Origin of the sequence: Enterocloster sp. HCN-30185 (assembly GCF_037890305.1) — a bacterium.
Taxonomy (GTDB): Bacteria; Bacillota; Clostridia; order Lachnospirales; family Lachnospiraceae; genus Enterocloster.
This window is the reverse complement of record NZ_JBBKBT010000010.1, coordinates 81,474-98,829: the sequence shown is the minus strand read 5'-3', so window position 1 is coordinate 98,829 and position 17,356 is coordinate 81,474. Positions and strand designations below refer to the sequence as shown.

The 17,356-nt window shown below is 45.1% G+C and carries 18 protein-coding genes; 4 read left to right on the top strand and 14 right to left on the bottom strand.

From position 1 onward, the window contains the following. Positions 1-31 precede the first annotated feature (31 nt). On the top strand, positions 32-211 hold the full coding sequence (locus WKT10_RS11515; protein WP_337933693.1) for a DUF6472 family protein: 180 nt from the start codon (positions 32-34) through the stop codon (positions 209-211). Between the two features lie 13 nt (positions 212-224). Here WKT10_RS11515 and tadA read toward each other — a convergent pair whose 3' ends face one another. After that, positions 225-806 carry a tRNA adenosine(34) deaminase TadA gene (gene tadA / locus WKT10_RS11510; RefSeq protein ID WP_340277296.1) on the bottom strand — a complete coding sequence of 194 codons (582 nt, stop codon included), beginning with the start codon at positions 804-806 and terminating at the stop codon, positions 225-227. 100 nt (positions 807-906) lie between these two features. Here tadA and WKT10_RS11505 point away from each other — a divergent pair, with 100 nt between their 5' ends. Then, complete coding sequence (locus WKT10_RS11505) at positions 907-1,602, top strand: anaerobic ribonucleoside-triphosphate reductase activating protein (protein ID WP_337433490.1); 696 nt, start codon at positions 907-909, stop codon at positions 1,600-1,602. 15 nt (positions 1,603-1,617) lie between these two features. On the opposite strand, the gene WKT10_RS11500 is transcribed toward WKT10_RS11505, so the two are convergent. Then, positions 1,618-2,919: a DUF6128 domain-containing protein gene (locus WKT10_RS11500; protein ID WP_340277294.1), complete on the bottom strand. Its 1,302-nt coding sequence runs from the start codon at positions 2,917-2,919 to the stop codon at positions 1,618-1,620. A gap of 192 nt (positions 2,920-3,111) precedes the next feature. Here WKT10_RS11500 and nagB point away from each other — a divergent pair, with 192 nt between their 5' ends. Beyond that, a complete protein-coding gene (gene nagB, locus WKT10_RS11495; protein ID WP_066542987.1) occupies positions 3,112-3,837 on the top strand; it encodes a glucosamine-6-phosphate deaminase in 726 nt (241 codons plus the stop codon). A 77-nt stretch (positions 3,838-3,914) separates the two neighbouring features. Here nagB and WKT10_RS11490 read toward each other — a convergent pair whose 3' ends face one another. From WKT10_RS11490 to cysK, 11 genes are all read right to left on the bottom strand, one after another. Continuing rightward, positions 3,915-4,550, bottom strand: a complete 636-nt coding sequence (locus tag WKT10_RS11490) for a GntR family transcriptional regulator (protein ID WP_340277292.1) — start codon at positions 4,548-4,550, stop codon at positions 3,915-3,917. A gap of 92 nt (positions 4,551-4,642) precedes the next feature. Beyond that, on the bottom strand, positions 4,643-5,482 hold the full coding sequence (locus WKT10_RS11485) for a carbohydrate ABC transporter permease (protein ID WP_340277290.1): 840 nt from the start codon (positions 5,480-5,482) through the stop codon (positions 4,643-4,645). A 10-nt stretch (positions 5,483-5,492) separates the two neighbouring features. Continuing rightward, entirely contained in the window at positions 5,493-6,362 is an 870-nt protein-coding gene (locus WKT10_RS11480; protein WP_340277287.1) for a carbohydrate ABC transporter permease, read from the bottom strand. 14 nt (positions 6,363-6,376) lie between these two features. Then, positions 6,377-7,804 carry an ABC transporter substrate-binding protein gene (locus tag WKT10_RS11475; RefSeq protein WP_340277285.1) on the bottom strand — a complete coding sequence of 476 codons (1,428 nt, stop codon included), beginning with the start codon at positions 7,802-7,804 and terminating at the stop codon, positions 6,377-6,379. Positions 7,805-7,845: 41 nt separating this feature from the next. Then, positions 7,846-8,805 carry a uroporphyrinogen decarboxylase family protein gene (locus WKT10_RS11470; protein WP_340277283.1) on the bottom strand — a complete coding sequence of 320 codons (960 nt, stop codon included), beginning with the start codon at positions 8,803-8,805 and terminating at the stop codon, positions 7,846-7,848. A 242-nt stretch (positions 8,806-9,047) separates the two neighbouring features. Next, positions 9,048-9,599, bottom strand: a complete 552-nt coding sequence (locus WKT10_RS11465; protein ID WP_340277281.1) for an LptM family lipoprotein — start codon at positions 9,597-9,599, stop codon at positions 9,048-9,050. A 16-nt stretch (positions 9,600-9,615) separates the two neighbouring features. After that, complete coding sequence (locus WKT10_RS11460) at positions 9,616-10,074, bottom strand: MarR family winged helix-turn-helix transcriptional regulator (protein ID WP_417046101.1); 459 nt, start codon at positions 10,072-10,074, stop codon at positions 9,616-9,618. Positions 10,075-10,160: 86 nt separating this feature from the next. Continuing rightward, positions 10,161-11,597 (bottom strand): UDP-N-acetylmuramoyl-L-alanine--D-glutamate ligase, encoded by a 1,437-nt coding sequence (gene murD, locus WKT10_RS11455; RefSeq protein WP_340277278.1) that lies wholly within the window; start codon positions 11,595-11,597, stop codon positions 10,161-10,163. 18 nt (positions 11,598-11,615) lie between these two features. Continuing rightward, positions 11,616-13,046 (bottom strand): hypothetical protein, encoded by a 1,431-nt coding sequence (locus WKT10_RS11450; RefSeq protein ID WP_340277277.1) that lies wholly within the window; start codon positions 13,044-13,046, stop codon positions 11,616-11,618. 149 nt (positions 13,047-13,195) lie between these two features. Further along, positions 13,196-13,723 (bottom strand): spore maturation protein, encoded by a 528-nt coding sequence (locus tag WKT10_RS11445; protein WP_066542994.1) that lies wholly within the window; start codon positions 13,721-13,723, stop codon positions 13,196-13,198. 86 nt (positions 13,724-13,809) lie between these two features. Then, positions 13,810-14,748 carry a cysteine synthase A gene (gene cysK / locus WKT10_RS11440; protein WP_340277275.1) on the bottom strand — a complete coding sequence of 313 codons (939 nt, stop codon included), beginning with the start codon at positions 14,746-14,748 and terminating at the stop codon, positions 13,810-13,812. A gap of 236 nt (positions 14,749-14,984) precedes the next feature. Between cysK and WKT10_RS11435 the strand changes: the two genes are divergently transcribed. After that, positions 14,985-16,331 (top strand): sensor domain-containing diguanylate cyclase, encoded by a 1,347-nt coding sequence (locus tag WKT10_RS11435; RefSeq protein ID WP_340277273.1) that lies wholly within the window; start codon positions 14,985-14,987, stop codon positions 16,329-16,331. Between the two features lie 85 nt (positions 16,332-16,416). On the opposite strand, the gene lsrF is transcribed toward WKT10_RS11435, so the two are convergent. Continuing rightward, positions 16,417-17,301 carry a 3-hydroxy-5-phosphonooxypentane-2,4-dione thiolase gene (gene lsrF / locus WKT10_RS11430; protein ID WP_337933679.1) on the bottom strand — a complete coding sequence of 295 codons (885 nt, stop codon included), beginning with the start codon at positions 17,299-17,301 and terminating at the stop codon, positions 16,417-16,419. Between the last annotated feature and the right edge of the window lie 55 nt (positions 17,302-17,356).

Below are 17,356 nucleotides of genomic sequence, written 5' to 3'. Positions count from 1 at the left end.
GCCGCAAACGGCATAAAAGGAGGCCTCTTTCATGGCTCAGGCAAACTGCGAAACCTGTATGAATTATGAATATGATGAAGAATGCGACTACTATGTCTGCACAAAGGATCTGGACGAGGATGAAATGGTTCGTTTTATCCGGGGAGAGTTCAGGGACTGCCCTTACTATCGGTTCGGAGACGAATATCAGATTGTAAAAAAACAGATCTGATGAGAAAATACCTCTATCTGCGCCGCAGCTCCTTAAAAAAATCCGTCATCAGACAGGAACATTCTTCCCCAAGAATACCTGTTTCTACTTTTACCTGATGATTAAATCCCGGCTCTTTAAGAATATTTAATACCGAACCGGCACAGCCCGCCTTCGCATTCATGGATCCAATGACAACACGGGGAATCCTGGCCTGTACAATGGCTCCGGCGCACATGGGACAGGGCTCCAGCGTGACATACAGCGTACAATCCTCCAGCCGCCAGTCTCCCTCTTTTTTGCAGGCTCTTTTTATGGCTGTAATTTCTGCATGGGAAAGAACCGTTTTATCTGCATTCCGACGGTTGTAGCCTCTGGAAATGATACGGCCCTCTTTTACAATCACGCAGCCGATTGGGACGTCTCCAATCGCAGCCGCTTTTTTTGCCTGACGAACCGCTTCCTTCATAAAGGCTTCATCTGCCCGGCGGGCTGCTCTTGCAGCCTCCTCTGCCGCAAGGGCAGCCAGACGTTTTTTCTCATTCCTCTGCTCCCAGCGGCGTCTGCGGGTTTCAAGTCCCTTTGCATTTGCCAGAGCAATTTCCTGTTCTGTCATACGATCAATCTCCTTATATGCGTTGAGGTCAAACGACTTGTGACCCTAATATCCTATTATAAATAAAATCATAAATTTTGCAAAGGAAGGATCAATCAATATGAAATTATGCGGGCTTCAGAAAACAACGCTTCTGGATTTTCCGGGAAAGGTAGCTGCCACGATCTTTACCGGCGGATGCAGCTTTGCCTGCCCTTTCTGCCACAACAGCGAGCTGCTTGGACGCGATACTGAGGCACTTTGCTCTCAGGAAGAAGTAATGACATTTTTAGAGAAACGAAAGAACATATTGGAGGGTGTCTGCATCACCGGAGGAGAACCAACTCTGCAGCCAGATCTGGAGGATTTTATACGGTTTGTCCGCAGTCTTGGGCTGGCAGTAAAGCTGGATACAAACGGATACCAGCCGAATGTGCTCATTAATCTTTGCGAAAAAGGGCTTTTAGACTATGTAGCTATGGATATCAAAGCAGGAAAAAGCCATTATGCGCATGTAAGCGGGCGCACCGGGCTGAATCTGGAACGAATCGACCAAAGTATCCGTTTTCTTTTAAATGGTTCTGTCCCCTTTGAATTTCGTACGACCGTTGTAAAAGGCCTCCATGATAAAAGTGATTTTGAGGAAATCGGGCCATGGATCCAGGGGTGCGGACAATACTTTCTGCAGTCTTATCAGGAGTCCGGCCAGGTACTGTCCCCCGATTCCTGCAAAAGCTTTTCCCGGGAAGAAATGGAGGAATTTGCCCGGATTGTATCCCCCTATGCCGGAATCGTCAGGCTCCGTGGAATCGACTGATCCATGCATGGCCTATCAGTCCGTATTTTCCATACTGACATCTGCATACCAGTAACCGAACCGGCCGTTTTGAACCGGCTGTTTTTTGGCAAGAACAAAATGCGGAAACCCGAACATGGAAGCCATATATTTTTCGCTGCTGTAATAATGGCCCGGAACCCCCAGAATATAGCGTACCCGTTTGCGCGCCTCATCGCCTACACGGGCAAATACCAGATACCGGTAATTATAATAGCCATGAAGCAGAAAGCTGTTGTTTCCATACGTCCAGTTTTCCCTCGGTAAAAGGCCGATATCCTGAGGACGGATGGTGAGAATCTCGATGGTACCCGGACTGTCAAAAGCCTGTATCTTGGGATAGCGCTTTCGGAAGGCTTCCCACAAAAGCTCCGGACTGCCGGCGCTTTCTTCCTGCTCCAGACGCGCCAGCTTTTCGGGATTTTCTAAAGGAAATTCCTCCTCCTGAGGCAAAGAAACGCGAGCCGGATGGGAGGCTAATGGCTCTGATGACTCCTGCGCTGCCTCCTCTCTGGCCTGTTCTTTTTCTTCCACAGGCTTCTCATGTCCGGCCGGCAGTATTCCCAATATATTTCCTACTTTATTTAGGTTCTGCAAAAGCATTTGGGTACCGCTTCCCATTCTCTGATTATCTTCCGGATGATCCTGACCGCCTGCTTCCACATCTTCTTCGCTATGCGGGGCCTCTGATCCTTCCTTTTCATCTTTTAAAGCCATCTCTGCCTTTTCAATCTGTATTTCATCTTCCTCCGGCTCTTTCGTCTCCTCCCTGGCCGCTTCCCGTTCCTTTTCTTCTAAAACTAATTTCGCTCTCTCCGCCTCCAGACGTTCCTCCTCTGCCTGAATTTCCTGATTCAGTTCCGTCAGCTTTCTATGGATCTGCTCGCTCTCATCCCCTACATTCTGAGACGTTACCTCTGCCAGATCTACCTCTGCGGCCTGAGTAACTGCATCCTCCCAAATCGTCTTATACACCCGCCAGTCTTCTTCCTTTTCATGGACGGAAAGGCCATAGCAGATTTCCATAGCACAGCCAGATCCTCCAATATTTTCCATCGAAATCACAGCTCTGAACTCGCCCGCTCCATTGTGAATAAAAATATTACCCAGAAAAATCTCTTTATCAGGCGCCAGCAGATACACCCCCAGATCGCTTCCTCCTGAATAAACCTTTTTTACATTTACATTCAACCTGCACTGGCCGCTTCTGGTTTCCAGCTTGGCAAATCCTATATTTTTCCCCTTTGCGCTTCCTTCATATGCATAAATATAAGAAATCAATCTTCTATAATTCACCATTTCCCTACTCCTTGCACCATTTCCAAATCGCTCCACCCCAGACCTGTCTGCCTGTCCCCAGATGGCAGCCCGGTTTCCGCTGTTACCATTATTTATATGTTTTTCCCCTTGAAAGTATGTCGAGAAAATGCTATTCTATATGGAGAAAATTGCAAAAATAATTTTCATTTTACGGAAAGGGTGGATATTATTATGAGAATCTGCAAAGCAAAAAATTATGATGAAATGAGCCGCCAAGCTGCCAATGTCATTTCCGCACAGGTAATCATGAAGCCTAATTGCGTGCTGGGACTGGCTACCGGTTCTTCACCGATCGGTACCTACAAGCAGCTGATCGAATGGTACAACAAGGGCGATCTGGATTTCTCCAATGTAAAGACAGTAAACCTGGACGAGTACAAGGGACTTACAAAGGATAACGATCAGAGTTACTATTATTTTATGTATAATAATCTCTTTAAGCATATCAATATTGACTTAAATAACACAAATATTCCTGATGGAACAGAGCCGGACAGCGCCATTGAGTGTGCCCGCTACAACCGTGTGATCGATGATATCGGCGGCATTGATCTGCAGCTTTTAGGAATCGGACACAACGGCCACATCGGTTTCAATGAGCCTGATTCTGAATTTGCAAAAATGACTCACTGCGTTGATTTAACAGAGAGCACCATTGAGGCAAACAAGCGCTTCTTCGCTTCTATCGACGATGTTCCCAGACAGGCTTATACCATGGGTATCAAGACCATCATGCAGGCAAAGACAATCCTTCTGATTGCCAGCGGTGCAGATAAGGCCCGCATCCTCCGCGAAGCTCTCTGTGGCCCTGTAACCCCTCAGGTTCCCGCTTCTATCTTACAGCTTCACAATAATGTAATCGTAGTGGCTGACGAAGCGGCTATGGCTGAGTTTTAATTTTACAAAAATACAAATCATTTAAAAATCCCTCTGCGGCAGATTACAGGTACCTTCGCCACAGAGGGATTTTTCTATTAAAATATAATCTCATGCATATACTCTTCAATATCATCTCTCAGTATATTTTTAGCTTTTTCCAAATCACCTGTCATCAAAGAATCGATAAGATTTACATGATTTCTGGCATCTGTCTTACGTTTTTGGTTCCAAACATTGCAATAATACTGATTAGAGGCTCTAATGGAAAAGATCATGGCATCAGCCAGAGCCTTTTTATAAAAGCTGTTATTGCTGAAGGAACACAGCAGCTGATGAAATTGATTGTTTAAAGTCCAATGGATCTTTACATCCAGATCATCTTTATGTATCACAGACTCTTCGTTTAATGCAATCAGCTGTTTGTATTCATTTTCACCCATATGAGGATATGCAGCCTCTAAAGCTGCAAGTTCTATTGTTTTACGAAACTCCACTAATTCACGAATCTGTGTCGGATGAATCATTTCCAGTTGATAGCCATACCGGGGAATATTTTTTAATATTCCTTGACTGCAAAGCTGAACCAGTACCTCTCTGACCGTCGTCTTACTTGCAGAATATTTTTCAATCAGGTCTTTTTCATTTAGAATTGTATTGGCCGGATAGTCTCCATTTAAAATATGCGCCAGCACTTCTTCATAAACACGGTCTTTTACAGAAATCCTTTCCACACTATCCTGCTCCTCTCTGATATATGATATGTCTGAAAACATAAAAAGCGGCTGCCTGCAGTGTACAGCAAATGCAGCCGCTTAATGCATATTTATCCTTTCACTGCTCCTGCCATCATACCTGATTTTTGGAACCTTTGCAAGAATAAGTAAAGCAAAATAATCGGAATTATAACCAGCGTAGTTCCGGCTAGAATAACCGGCCACGGAGTGGACAATCCCTCACTGACCGGAAGCAGGGAAATAGTAACCATAAGTGTGTATTTTGATGATTTTCTCAGATATAAAAGCGGCCAGAAAAAGTCATTCCATCTGGCAATCAGGGTAATCGCAGCCCATGATGCCAAAGCCGGTTTAATGACCGGAAGTACTATTTTAGTGAAAATACCAAAATCTGTACATCCGTCCACTCTGGCGGCCTCAATCAGTTCATCGGGAATATCGCTCATATACTGATGCATATAAAAGATACCCACAGCTGTTGCGATACGCGGAATAATCAGTGACCACAGGCTGTTAATCAGATTAAACTTCTTCATCAGAATAAACAGCGGCACCGCTCCTACCTCCGGCGGAATCAGCATAGTTGCAATCACAAAGTAAAACAGAAAATTTCTGCCCGGAAAACGGAACTTGGCGAAAGCAAAGCCAGCTAAAGCGCAGAAATAAAGAGTTGTCACCGTACCAATCAGCGTTGTAAATACACTGTTAAACAGATTCTGCCCCAATGGAATCATTTCAAACAGACGTTTAAAGTTTGCCAGTGTAGGATCCTGTACTATTATCGAATGAAATCCGCTGATACTTTCTGTAGCCGGCTTCAGGGAAATCAGACACATCCAGGCAATTGGAAATATACAGATCAGCGAGATCACTGTCAGCGCACCGTAAACCAGAACGGTATCCCACCTTCGTTTTGCTTTATATCCCATATGCGCCTCCTTACAACTCTCCCTGTTTTCTTCTCGCCACAAACTGCACCGCAGAGAGAATACCCAGAATTATAATAAGCACTACACCAATTGCTGATGCATATCCCATATTAAATACATTGAAGCCAGATTCATACATATACTGGAACAATGACGTATTGGAAGCGCCTGGTCCTGGAAGTATGTAGGATTCATTAAACAGCTTCCAGCTGTCCACAGTAATTGTAATGGAACAGAAAAATAGGATATTGCGCAGAAGCGGTAATGTAATATAGAAAAACTGCTTCAGCTTTCCTGCCCCATCTACCGTTGCAGCTTCATAGTAATCGGTAGAAATATTCAGCAGTCCCGACAATACAATCATGGTAAACCATGGTGTATTTCTCCATACATTTAAGAGAATAACCGGAATTTTTGAATAACGTGTATCTGTCAGCCAGCCAACCGATCCTACACCAAACATCCCCAGAAATTCATTGATCAGACCTGTATTTTCATCAAAAAGCATTCTGAAAATCAGCCCCATTGCAATGGCAGCACAAATATTGGGCAGAAATGTAACTGTCTTAAAAAACGATTTGTGGTTTAATGAACTGCTGTTTAGCAGGCTGGCAATTATAACTGCAAGCACCAGTATCAGGACCATACCAGTAATCCAATATACTACTGTATTTACCAGAGATTCCCAAAATAAATTGTCTATGAGAATCTTCTGGTAATTATCCGTTCCGCACCACACCGGATCCCCGATTCCCTTCCACTCTGTAAAGGAGATATAGAAGGTCCATATGGTAGGGATCAGCTGAAACAGAAAAAACAGTATGAAAAATGGAAGAATAAATAAATACGGTGCTCTATATTTTTTTATATTCTTTAACATTTATCTCCTCATCATTACTTAACGATCTCAGCCTGACCAATCTTTGCCTTAAGATTCTTATCCATATTGGCAATTGCCTCTTCCATTGTCTGATTTCCTGCAATATAGGTCTCAAGCTCTGCTGTGATAATTTCATCTGCCTCTGCATCCTGAGGTGTTACAACAAGGTTGGGAGAACCATTTTCAAGACATTTTCCTTCCATTTCACGGAAAGACTGTCCACCGTAAAAATCAGATGGCTCTTTCCAGAATTCATCCTCTAACATCGCAGTTGAAATAGGATTAGCATATGGAGCATTCTGGGATTCCATGGATTTTACCCACTCTGTACGGGATGGTGTATCAAAATGGAAATCATGCCACATCTGCTCTAAAAGACCTGCATAAACATTATCGCCTTTGTTTACGATACAGAAATAGGATGAAACAGGAGCTCCTGCTGTTCCTACTTCCTCAAATACCGGCGAAGGCATTACACGCCACTGGCCTGCTGTTGCCTGACAGTTCATTCTCAAAAATTCATCCCAGAATGCGCCGATATAGAATGTAGCTACCTGCTGGCTGTTTACTGCATCATAGAGAGCCGGCTGCATAATCTGTGACTTTAACAGCAATCCTTCGCTGTTAAGGGTATCCAGCATACCAAAAGCCTTCTTTGCTCCCTCATCGCTGCCTAATACAATCTGACCGTTCTCATCCCAGATCCTTGCTCCTGCCTGAGGCATAAGACCGCGTCTTCCCCAATATCTCCAGGTCATAGAGTCAGGGCTGATATAGGAGAGGTATACTTCCCCGTTGCTCTTTTCCTTTAACTGGCGTCCTGCTTCTACATATCCCTCAAACGTAGACATCTGAGCCGGATCCACACCATATTTATCAAAGATTTCCTGATTGTAGAACAATACATTCGGTCTTACTGATTCCGGAAGACCATAAATCTTTCCGCTGATCGTTGCGTCATTGGTTGCGCCTTCAACCATTTCATCAATATACTGAGATACAAACTCTGTCTCATCTCTTAAAAGTCCTGCCTGAGCCAGATCCAGGATATTAACCGGGTCAATATACACTGCATCCGGAAGATCATCCTCTGCGCCAGCAAGAGCTGTCATGGTGATCTTTTCACGGCTCTTCGCCTGACTTTCGTTCTGTACGATTTCAAGAGTTACCTCTGGTGCAATATCTCTGTTTCTCTCCAGCCATGCATCGAAATACTCTTTTAAATACTGAGGCTGTCCTGTTCCGTAAATTGTAATCGTACCTGCCGGATAAACAGTCTTTTCCTCTGAAGCCTCCGGCTTTTTTCCCTCATCTTCCTTTGCGGCCTCTGACTGTGCTCCCGAAGCAACTGTTGTCTCTGCCGGTTTCTCAGACCCGGAGCATCCACAAAGTGTTCCCGCTGCCAGTGCTGCTACCATTAAACATACTGTTCTTTTTTTCATTTTCCTTCCTCCTTGCTTTTTTCATATATTTATCGCTGTTTTTAAATTTCTCTTGCCGCCTCTACAATCGCATGGATTCGTTCATATGGAATTTCTGTAGGAAGCGTACAATCTGCCCCCAGAATAAACCTCCTCTTTCCATAGGTTTCGATTAGCTTCTTTGACGCTGCTTTCAACTCATCGATGCTGCCGTCAACCATCACGCCGCTTCTGTTTGCAAGGCCTCCCATAACAGTTACATCGCCAAAGAGCTTTCTTCCTTCTTCAATACTAAATGGAGCCTCATAGACTCCCCAGTTTACCACATCGCTTAATTCCTTATAAGAAGCATACCTCTGCATATTCAGTCCATCCTTGCACATATGAAGGAAAGTATAGCCTCCGGCTTCTTTTACTGCCTGAAGAATCTGCTTATCAAAGGTTTCAATGCATTCTGCAAATTCCTCATCTGTAAAATAACGGCGCTCTGCTCCCAGGCCTGCGTAATATACGCCGTCAACTCCCAGTTCAATATATTTCTGAGCCAGATTAGCCATACAGTCAGCAATTCGCTTCCATGCCTCAATCATGGGCTTTTTGTTTTCTCTGAAATGAGTCACCTGCAGCTCCCTCACCGCTTCATACCCATATCTCGCTTCAATCGGATGGATTGCAGAAGCGCAAATTCCATGAAGCGTTCCCAACGAAAAGGCATCCGAATCTGCCTGATCCATAATCCGCTTAACCAGTTCAATCTGATTTAACATAAAGCTGTCATTCAAACTGAGTGCCGGAATTTTATTCCAGTCATCCGGTGTACGGATCTCTCCGAAATCCGGCACCAGATTTTCATTCATAATTTTAATAATATCCGTATCTGTCTCCCGAAAGAAATCGAGATGGAACTTTAAATCCTCTTCTACCGTCTTAGCGGTTCTTGGAAAATGAAGAGAAAAACCAACCGGCACATGATCCGGTACATCTCCTCTGATTGCAGCAATTACACGTTCTTTCTTATTCATCTTACTCTCTCCTTTTTATATTTTTACAAAATGTCTTTTTTCACTCTTTTATTTTATATAAATATATGCATTTCGCTGTTCATGTTATTAATCATACTACAAAGCATTTTATATATCTATGGGTATTTTGCCACATTTTTTACATTGTTTTTGTACATTATTTACATTTGAGTTTTATAAAAAAACCAGTCTGAATACCTATACGATATCCAAACTGGTTCTATCTTTGCCAAATATTCGATTTACTCCACATCCTCAAACGCCGTCACATATTCAAGCGCGGACGCGCCTTCCATATCCTGTCCATTGATCTGGACTGTAAGTGTGGAAAGCTCAAAATTCTCTATAAATGTATTTCCAATTTCTACCAAAAATTGAGTTTCTGTAACACCTTCGTTATTTTTCGCCTGATTTAAGTTCAGAACGCCTTTTGCATTTTCCTCTTCGCCGGTTTTATCAAAGGAAATAACCTCTGTTCCCTCAGTGAAAACGCCGTATCCGATCATCCTGTCTACCAGTGCCTGAGCATTGAGGTCGTCGTCGTCAAGAGAATCCATCTCCTGAACCAGGCTGTCTCCGTCGCCTTTGTGGTAAATAGAAATAACAGCTACAGGTTCTACATTTGGATCGGGAACCTTGTCTGAAGCCCCGCCAGTAGTCGGAACGACTGCCGGTTCCGGATTTTCTGCAGATACTGTGGTTGTCTCCTCCTTCTGCTTCTCAGTAGTAGGCGTGCAGGCTGCCAGAGAAACTGCCATAACTGCCGCCATCATACCCAATAACCATTTTTTCATTTAAAAACTGCCTCCTTTAATTCTTCTCAAAGCTACGGAACCAGGAGGTCAGCTTTGTCAGCGCTTTTACAAGAGCGTTCATCTCTTCCTCTGTGAGAACGTCCATCACTCCCTGTATCATCTGTTCATGAAAATACTTATGGTGCTCGTATGCCTTGATTCCTTTTTCAGAAAGTGAAATATGAACCACCCGCCTGTCTTCTGTGCTGCGGCTCCGCACCACATAGCCTTTTTTTACAAGGCTGTTCATAGAGATGGTCAGTGTTCCTACAGTCACTGACAGCTCCTTTGCGATGGATGACATATTTTTCTTCGTTCCAACGCCGATCGCATGGATGACATGCATATCATTACTGGTCAGATCCTTGTTCTCATAGCTGGTAATGGCCTTCTCTTCGATATCATTGATATCCCGGAACAGATTTACCAATACATCGTTCAGTGTATCGTAAGTCTCCACGTCTCTTCCTTTCACTTTCCTCAGTATCCTTCTCAGATACGCTCTACTGATTGTACAGTATTTTCCTGTGTCATACAAGTCCTAAAATGCTTATAAAATTCTTAAAAAACTGTGTCCTGCTGCTCATTTTCAAGCACCAGACGTTTAAATTCCTCGCCGCGCTCTTCAAAATTCCGGAATATGCCGTAGCTGGCAGCTGCAGGCGACATAACACAGCTGCGGCCAGGCCTTGTAACCTTCTTGGCAAGACAAACTGCGTCCTTCAGATGCTCTGCCAACAGCAGTCTGGACGGATTTTCAAAATCAGGATAATCTGCCGCGATTTCCTCAAAAATCCTCTTTCCTGTGGCCTCCATCAATATAATATGGGGCACCTGCGACTGTGACAGATATTCGATCAGCTCTCGGTAATCAATTCCTCTGTCCATGCCGCCGATTAAGATGGTATCCGTGTCCTTCAGAGTTTTTAACGCCTGAATTGCTGTCTCACAGATTGTAGAAATGGAATCATCATAATATTTAACGCCCTGTATTTCTCCCAGAAATTGTAAGCGATGAGGAAGGGGCTCATACTCCTTAAGGCCTTCTGTAAACGTTTCCTCTGCCATTCCCAGCAGGCTGCACACTGCATAAGCCATACCAATATCAAAATAATTATGCTGGCCCAAAAGGCGGATCTGACCGGTCGGGATCTTATAACGACGGCCCTCATAGCAGATGGATGTAACTCCATCCTTCTCCTCCACATACAAAACAGGGGCTTCTTCCCGTTTTTTTCTGTCTGCCAGATTCCCCTCTGTTTTCCAGAAACGCTCAAGCGGCGGCTCAGGGAAGGAGGACTTTGCAGTAATCAGTCTGGAAACACACTCCCCCGGCTCAGGCAGACACTGAACGCTGCAGATCAGCACATCCTCCGGGGTCTGATTTAAGAAAATGTGCTCCTTGGCCCGTACATATTTTTCCATCGTACCATAGTGATCCAGATGCTCCTCATGGATATTTGATAAAATGGCAATATGGGGTGAAACGGTCATGTATTCCAGCTGATGGCAGGAAAGCTCACACACAATCTTTGTTTCCGGTACGATCTCTTCCATAAGATCGAACACGGGAATTCCGATATTTCCTGCCAGAACCGTATCGTATCCTGCATGTTTGAGCAAATGATACAGCAGCGTGGTAATCGTACTCTTTCCCTTGGTGCCCGTGATACCGATAATCTGATCGCGGAAGCACCTGAAAAACACCTCTGTCTGGGAAAGGATCTGACAGCTGTAATCCTGCACCGGCTTTTCCAGTACCACTCCGGGACTTTTGAAAACCACATCATAATCATTCAGACAGCTCTGGTAATCCGGCCCGCTGATCCATTTTCCAATCCCTTCCGGCAGCTCCCCGGGCGCCGACTGATCCGCGATATCCACGGACTGAAAGGTTCCCAGACGCCGCAGCACCTCCCATGTGGATTTCCCCTCTCTTCCAAAGCCCAGCAAAAGTATCTTTTTCCCCCGTACCCAGGGATCAATTTTCTCTATCACAGTCCGTCTCCTCGTCTCCTATGCTTCCTTTGTACACCTTTCCCTGACAAATTTTTCCCAGGGTTCAGGCACCAGATTGCTGCTGTCAAAATAAGCGGAAAACTTATTTTTCTCTGTCTGATACCGCTCATACAGGCCTGTTTCTTTATAATGTTCAAATAAAAGCGGAAGCTTCTTCCCCTCTTTTTCCATCCGCTCAATCGTTAATACAATGGCAGAATTGATCTCATCCCGGCTTCCCACACACTCAAAGGGCTTTTCCTCCTGAATACCCGTAAGCTGATCCAAAAGAGGCTTCATCTCCTCATCCTGCAGCATATTTCTTCCGAAAATCTTCTCCACCTCTTCCTCCGAAAGGAACGGGGACAGGATCAGATATACAAAGAGGCACTTGGGGCAGTGTCCGCACCAGCTGTCTGTTTTGCTGCCTGCATTGCAGCTCCTGAAAATGGCATGGTACTGCTTCTGCTGTGCAAAAAAGCGGGCAATCTGAAACTCGCTTAAGGGGCGCAGCATACTGAAATAGTACGCGCTTCCTGGAAGATATTCTGCCTCGTAGCGGTGAAAATCCTCCTCGAATTTAAAACTCTTGGAATACTGATGATTGACCGTACTTCCCTTTACGGTGCTCTCATTTGCACTGGATTCATTTGACAGTGCCACATAGGAAAGTCCGGCCATTCTGGCTGCCATAATGCCTGAAAAAGCTACCAGCGCAGAAAACGGAGTATGGCCGTTTAAATAGCCCTGACGGTTTAATTCCAGCATATTCTGATCCAGCGTACGCTTTACATAAATCACATGATCCTCATCCAGTCCGGCTGCCTCTGTGGTATGGATTGTGGCTCCTCTGGAATTGATAATATAGGCATATACAGGAACGCCTGCGCCCTTTAAAAGTTCCAGGGTCACTGCGGAATCCTTACCTCCTCCGACAGGAACCAGCACTCCCTTTTCCGAACCGCTGACGGAGGAAAGACGCCCCTGTTTAAAAATAAATTCCGGATCATCACAGACAACATCGGATGCGTCTTCCGTTTCAGATGGCCTGCAGTGGATTTCCATAAAATCCTGAGCATTGGCCTCAGAAATATCATTCACATAGAAAAACTCTCCCAGTCCATTAAAATACAGATCCTTCCACGAGAGAATCTGACGGTCATTTAACACACCTGCTTCCACAATCACCTCCGGTGAGCAGGTAATCTTCCAGTAGCTTACCAGCTCAACCATACCCAGAGAAAAAATCATTTTCCGGAACAGACCGTCCTTCTTCCATATTTTCCCATCATTTACCGTCTTGGGAAACGTCCAGGTGGGCGCAAAGGAGGATAATCCCTCTATCTCAAAATCATATGTAATCTTATATGTAAATTCTGTTTCTTCTGTCTTATATCCGTGATAATAAAAACGCGGAAATTCCTTCCGAAATTTCTGATATCGTTCCATAAAAACCTCTTTCTGCTGTATGCCTCTGACAAACAGAAGCGTTTTCCGGAATCAAACCCGCCTGTCCCAAGCGGAAATCCGGGGTATACACGGTCAATTATAGTGTGCAAACGGTTATTTTGCAATGAATATTTCCCTGCAAATAACCTCTAAACCATCATGGCTGACAAAACGGCGCTGGCTGCCAGACCGACAGCGGACGCCAGAAGCCCCCCGGCAAGCGTGTACCGGGTCTTCCGAATTCCCACAGACCCGAAATAGATACTCATGCAGTAAAGAACCGTTTCCGTACTTCCCATGAGAATAGAAGCCATCAATCCCACTCTGGACTCCGTGCCGTATTCCTTAAAAAGATCCAAAACCAGGCCTGTTGCCGCAGAATTTGACACCAGACGTACCAGCGCTGTGGGGATAACGGCATGAGGCAGTCCCAGGAAGGAAGCCGGCGCCTTTAACAGTTCTCCAAACGCATCCAAAAGGCCGGAGGAACGCAATATACCTACTGATACCATCAGGCCGATCAGTGTAGGGAAAATCCCCCCTACTGTTTTCACCCCATCCTTTACTCCCCGGATAAAATCATCCAGCACAGGACGTCCGGATAAAATACCAAAGCCTACGATATAGAAGATCATAAGAGGCACCATAGCATCTGAAAGAAAAAGCAGAAAAGACATAAAAACCGCCCCACAGGACTTTTATACAGCTTATTCCTGTGAGGCGGTGATTATGTTATATGACGGCTGTCTCCCAATGCCTGGTATTATTCACCTGCCTGAAAAAGCGGCGTAGAATAATACCGGTCTCCGCTGTCCGGCAGCAGTACAACAATGGTTTTTCCTTCATTTTCAGGCCGCTTGGCAGCCTGTAAGGCTGCATACAGCGCTGCGCCGGAAGAAATACCCGTCTGGATTCCCTCTGTTTTAGCCAGCATACGGGCTGTTTCAAAGGGAATTTCATTATCCACGGCAATGATCTCATCATATACCTCTGTATCCAGCACCTCCGGCACAAATCCCGCTCCGATCCCCTGAATCTTATGCGCTCCGGCAGCACCGCCTGACAGCACTGGTGAAGCAGCCGGTTCCACTGCTATTACCTGAATGTGCGGATTCTTTTCCTTTAAATATCCTCCGGTTCCTGTAATCGTGCCCCCAGTTCCTACAGAGGCCACAAAAATATCCACCTGTCCCTCTGTGTCTCTCCAGATCTCAGGCCCCGTAGACTCTCTGTGGGCTTTGGGATTTACAGGGTTTACAAACTGGCCTGCAATCATACTTTGGGGAATTTCCTTTGCCAGCTCCTCTGCCTTTTCAATGGCTCCGCTCATTCCCTTGGCGCCTGGCGTAAGAACAAGCTTTGCCCCGTATGCCTTTAATATATTTCTGCGTTCCTCACTCATGGTATCGGGCATGGTTAGGATCACCTGATATCCCTTCGAGGCCGCAATCGCTGCCAGACCAATCCCTGTATTTCCTGAGGTAGGCTCAATGATAACAGAACCTTCTTTTAATAATCCCTTTGCCTCTGCATCCTCTATCATGGCCTTTGCAACACGGTCCTTTACACTTCCTGCCGGATTTAAATACTCCAGCTTCAGAAGGAGCCTTGCTTTTAATCCTTCCTTCTTTTCCAGATTTACGGCCTCCATCAAAGGCGTATTTCCCACCAACTCCGTGATTCCGTTTAATATACCTGCCATAAACCTCATCCTTTCCTTTTCGGCGTTCCATCGTTTGGTGCCAGTCTGATTTGGTTGGATTATAGAACCCACCATTCCTTTTGTCAAGGCATACGTGAACCGATCCGTTTGAAGCGGAATATTTATTCTCCAATGTTTTTAACAAAAATCAAAAAAAGATGCCATTTTACCGAAAAATCCGATATAATATAGAAAGATTCTTCCATGTACAAAAAATCATAATGGAGAGGAGTTGTATGATGGCAGATATATGGGATTTTTTTGAAAATATGGATGAACTTGTTTATGTAGCCGATATGGATACCTACGATATGGTATATATGAACCGGCGGGCAATGACACAATACGCACTTACATCACCTGAACAGTATCAGAACCGCAAATGCTACGAACTGCTCCAGAGCTGTTCTTCTCCCTGTGCCATGTGTACCAACAGCAAGCTCTGCCCCGGAGAATTTTTTGAATGGTCCCGGTATAATCCCATTGTAAAAAGAGCTTATATCCTGAAAGATACCATGGTAATCCGGGACGGCAGAAGATTACGGATTGAAATTACGATCGATATGAACGTCCACCAGCGGGAAAAGCTGACAATTGAGGATCAAACCGATACAGAAGCGCTGATCAACGAGGGGCTTCGCTTTGCGTTAGCCGCAGAAACACCGATCCGTTCTATTGATATCCTGCTTCAATATATGGGACAGAGCTTCAGCGGAGAACGGGCCTACATCTTTGAGCGGAACAGCCAGAATTCCTTTGACAATACCTTTGAATGGTGTTCTGACCAGGTGCTGCCTCAGAAAAATATCCTCATAAATATTCCTGAACAGGACTTAAACAGTTGGGTACAGGCCTTTAATCGAAATGAAAATGTCCTGATTACAGATATTGAAGCAATCCGTACAGCGGATCCAGATGTTTATTCTCTGCTAAAGCCGCAAAACATACACTCTCTGGTTGTCAGTCCCATAATGGATGGACGCCGGCTGATTGGTTTTTATGGAATTGACAATCCACCGCTGGAGCTGATGAGCCATATTTCCTTTACACTGCAGCTCTTCGGCCATTTTATTTCTTCTATTCTAAAGCGGCGGGATCTGGTGGAGCGGCTTGAAAACCTGAGCTTTTATGATCAGCTCACCGGCGCCAAAAACCGTCATGCCATGAACGAGTTTTTAAGCGTCCTCCCAATCAAGACAAGCCTGGGTATTCTGTACGCCGATGTAATGGGCCTAAAACAGATCAATGACACCCAGGGGCATCAGGCCGGCGATCAGACGCTGATCCGATGCTGCCGCTGTCTGATGGAGCATTTTCCTAAAAATACCGTCTTTCGCGTTGGAGGCGATGAATTTCTGATCCTGTGCGAGAACTGGTCTCAGATGGAATTTGAACACGCAGTAAACTGCCTGAAAAATGATATGATAGAGGGCGTGTCCTTTATGGCTGTCGGCTCCGTGTGGCTTCCATGCTGTGATGAAAATATAGAAAAATACATTTCAGATGCGGACAGCCGGATGTATGAAAATAAAAGAGCCTACTACCAGTCCAAGGGTCACGACCGCAGAAAGCGCAGAGAATAAGGCATAAAAAATGAGCCGCTGCCGGAAAAATAATCTCCGCAGCGGCTTTTTTATAATATAACAGTAAACACGTCAGGCTGCGCGCTTAGTGGATCGCATCCTGGTAGAACTCATATGCCTCTTTATCGGTAAAGCCTTCATGAACGATCTTACGAATCGCTGCACTCATCTCTACTGGATGATTGGACTGGAAGATATTTCTTCCCATGTCAAGACCTTTTGCTCCGCCCTGAATGGATCTGTAAGCCAGTGTCAGAGCTTCATCCTCAGGAAGCTTCTTTCCTCCTGCAACCACGATCGGAACAGGGCAGGCAGCTACAACTTCTTCAAAGTTATCGCAGTAATAGGATTTTACAATATTGGCGCCCAGTTCAGCCACCATACGGGTAGCCAGCTTAAAGAAACGATCTGTACGCTCCATCTGCTTGCCTACTGCAACAACGCCCATCACAGGGATTGAATACTGCTGGCCCAGATTTACCGCTTTGGAAAGGTTGTCCAGACTGGACAGCTGTCCGTCTGCGCCTACGAAGGTCTGGATTGCCAGACAGTCTGCGTTCATTCTGCAGGCCTCTGCAGCATCTACAGCCAGTACCTCATGAGAAAGGTCATCATTCAGCATAGAGGAACCGGAGGTAGCTCTGAGTGCAACACCCTTTCCGCCGATCAGCGCCGGATCTACGCAGCTTCTGAGCGCCCCTCTGGTACCCATCAGCACATCAATGTTAGGAATGAGCTTTGGAATGATAAGATCCAGTCTCTCCAGGCCTGCTGTGGAACCCATAAAATAGCCATGGTCAAATGCGAACATTACCGTATTGCCGCTCTTCGCATCAAAAATATTGGACATATGTTTTTTCATGCCCCAGTCCAGCGCATTTGCACCTTTTACATAAAATCCTTCCTGGTTGGCAAATGGAGCGTCCAGATGATAATTTTTTGCAACTTTTACACCTTCAAGATCTGCCATAATATTACTCTCCTGTCTTTGTTCATCTTTTTGGGGTTCAATCCAGATTCCATTG

Excerpts from the sequence above, each read along its gene's own strand:
- cysK (WP_340277275.1), bottom strand. The coding sequence starts at position 14,748 with ATGGCAGGTATATTAAACGGAATCACGGAGTTGGTGGGAAATACGCCT.
- nagB (WP_066542987.1), top strand. The coding sequence starts at position 3,112 with ATGAGAATCTGCAAAGCAAAAAATTATGATGAAATGAGCCGCCAAGCT.
- tadA (WP_340277296.1), bottom strand. The coding sequence starts at position 806 with ATGACAGAACAGGAAATTGCTCTGGCAAATGCAAAGGGACTTGAAACC.
- WKT10_RS11475 (WP_340277285.1), bottom strand. The coding sequence starts at position 7,804 with ATGAAAAAAAGAACAGTATGTTTAATGGTAGCAGCACTGGCAGCGGGA.
- WKT10_RS11505 (WP_337433490.1), top strand. The coding sequence starts at position 907 with ATGAAATTATGCGGGCTTCAGAAAACAACGCTTCTGGATTTTCCGGGA.
- WKT10_RS11480 (WP_340277287.1), bottom strand. The coding sequence starts at position 6,362 with ATGTTAAAGAATATAAAAAAATATAGAGCACCGTATTTATTTATTCTT.
- WKT10_RS11500 (WP_340277294.1), bottom strand. The coding sequence starts at position 2,919 with ATGGTGAATTATAGAAGATTGATTTCTTATATTTATGCATATGAAGGA.
- WKT10_RS11445 (WP_066542994.1), bottom strand. The coding sequence starts at position 13,723 with ATGTCTTTTCTGCTTTTTCTTTCAGATGCTATGGTGCCTCTTATGATC.
- WKT10_RS11485 (WP_340277290.1), bottom strand. The coding sequence starts at position 5,482 with ATGGGATATAAAGCAAAACGAAGGTGGGATACCGTTCTGGTTTACGGT.
- WKT10_RS11515 (WP_337933693.1), top strand. The coding sequence starts at position 32 with ATGGCTCAGGCAAACTGCGAAACCTGTATGAATTATGAATATGATGAA.
- WKT10_RS11435 (WP_340277273.1), top strand. The coding sequence starts at position 14,985 with ATGATGGCAGATATATGGGATTTTTTTGAAAATATGGATGAACTTGTT.
- WKT10_RS11465 (WP_340277281.1), bottom strand. The coding sequence starts at position 9,599 with ATGAAAAAATGGTTATTGGGTATGATGGCGGCAGTTATGGCAGTTTCT.
- lsrF (WP_337933679.1), bottom strand. The coding sequence starts at position 17,301 with ATGGCAGATCTTGAAGGTGTAAAAGTTGCAAAAAATTATCATCTGGAC.
- WKT10_RS11450 (WP_340277277.1), bottom strand. The coding sequence starts at position 13,046 with ATGGAACGATATCAGAAATTTCGGAAGGAATTTCCGCGTTTTTATTAT.
- WKT10_RS11470 (WP_340277283.1), bottom strand. The coding sequence starts at position 8,805 with ATGAATAAGAAAGAACGTGTAATTGCTGCAATCAGAGGAGATGTACCG.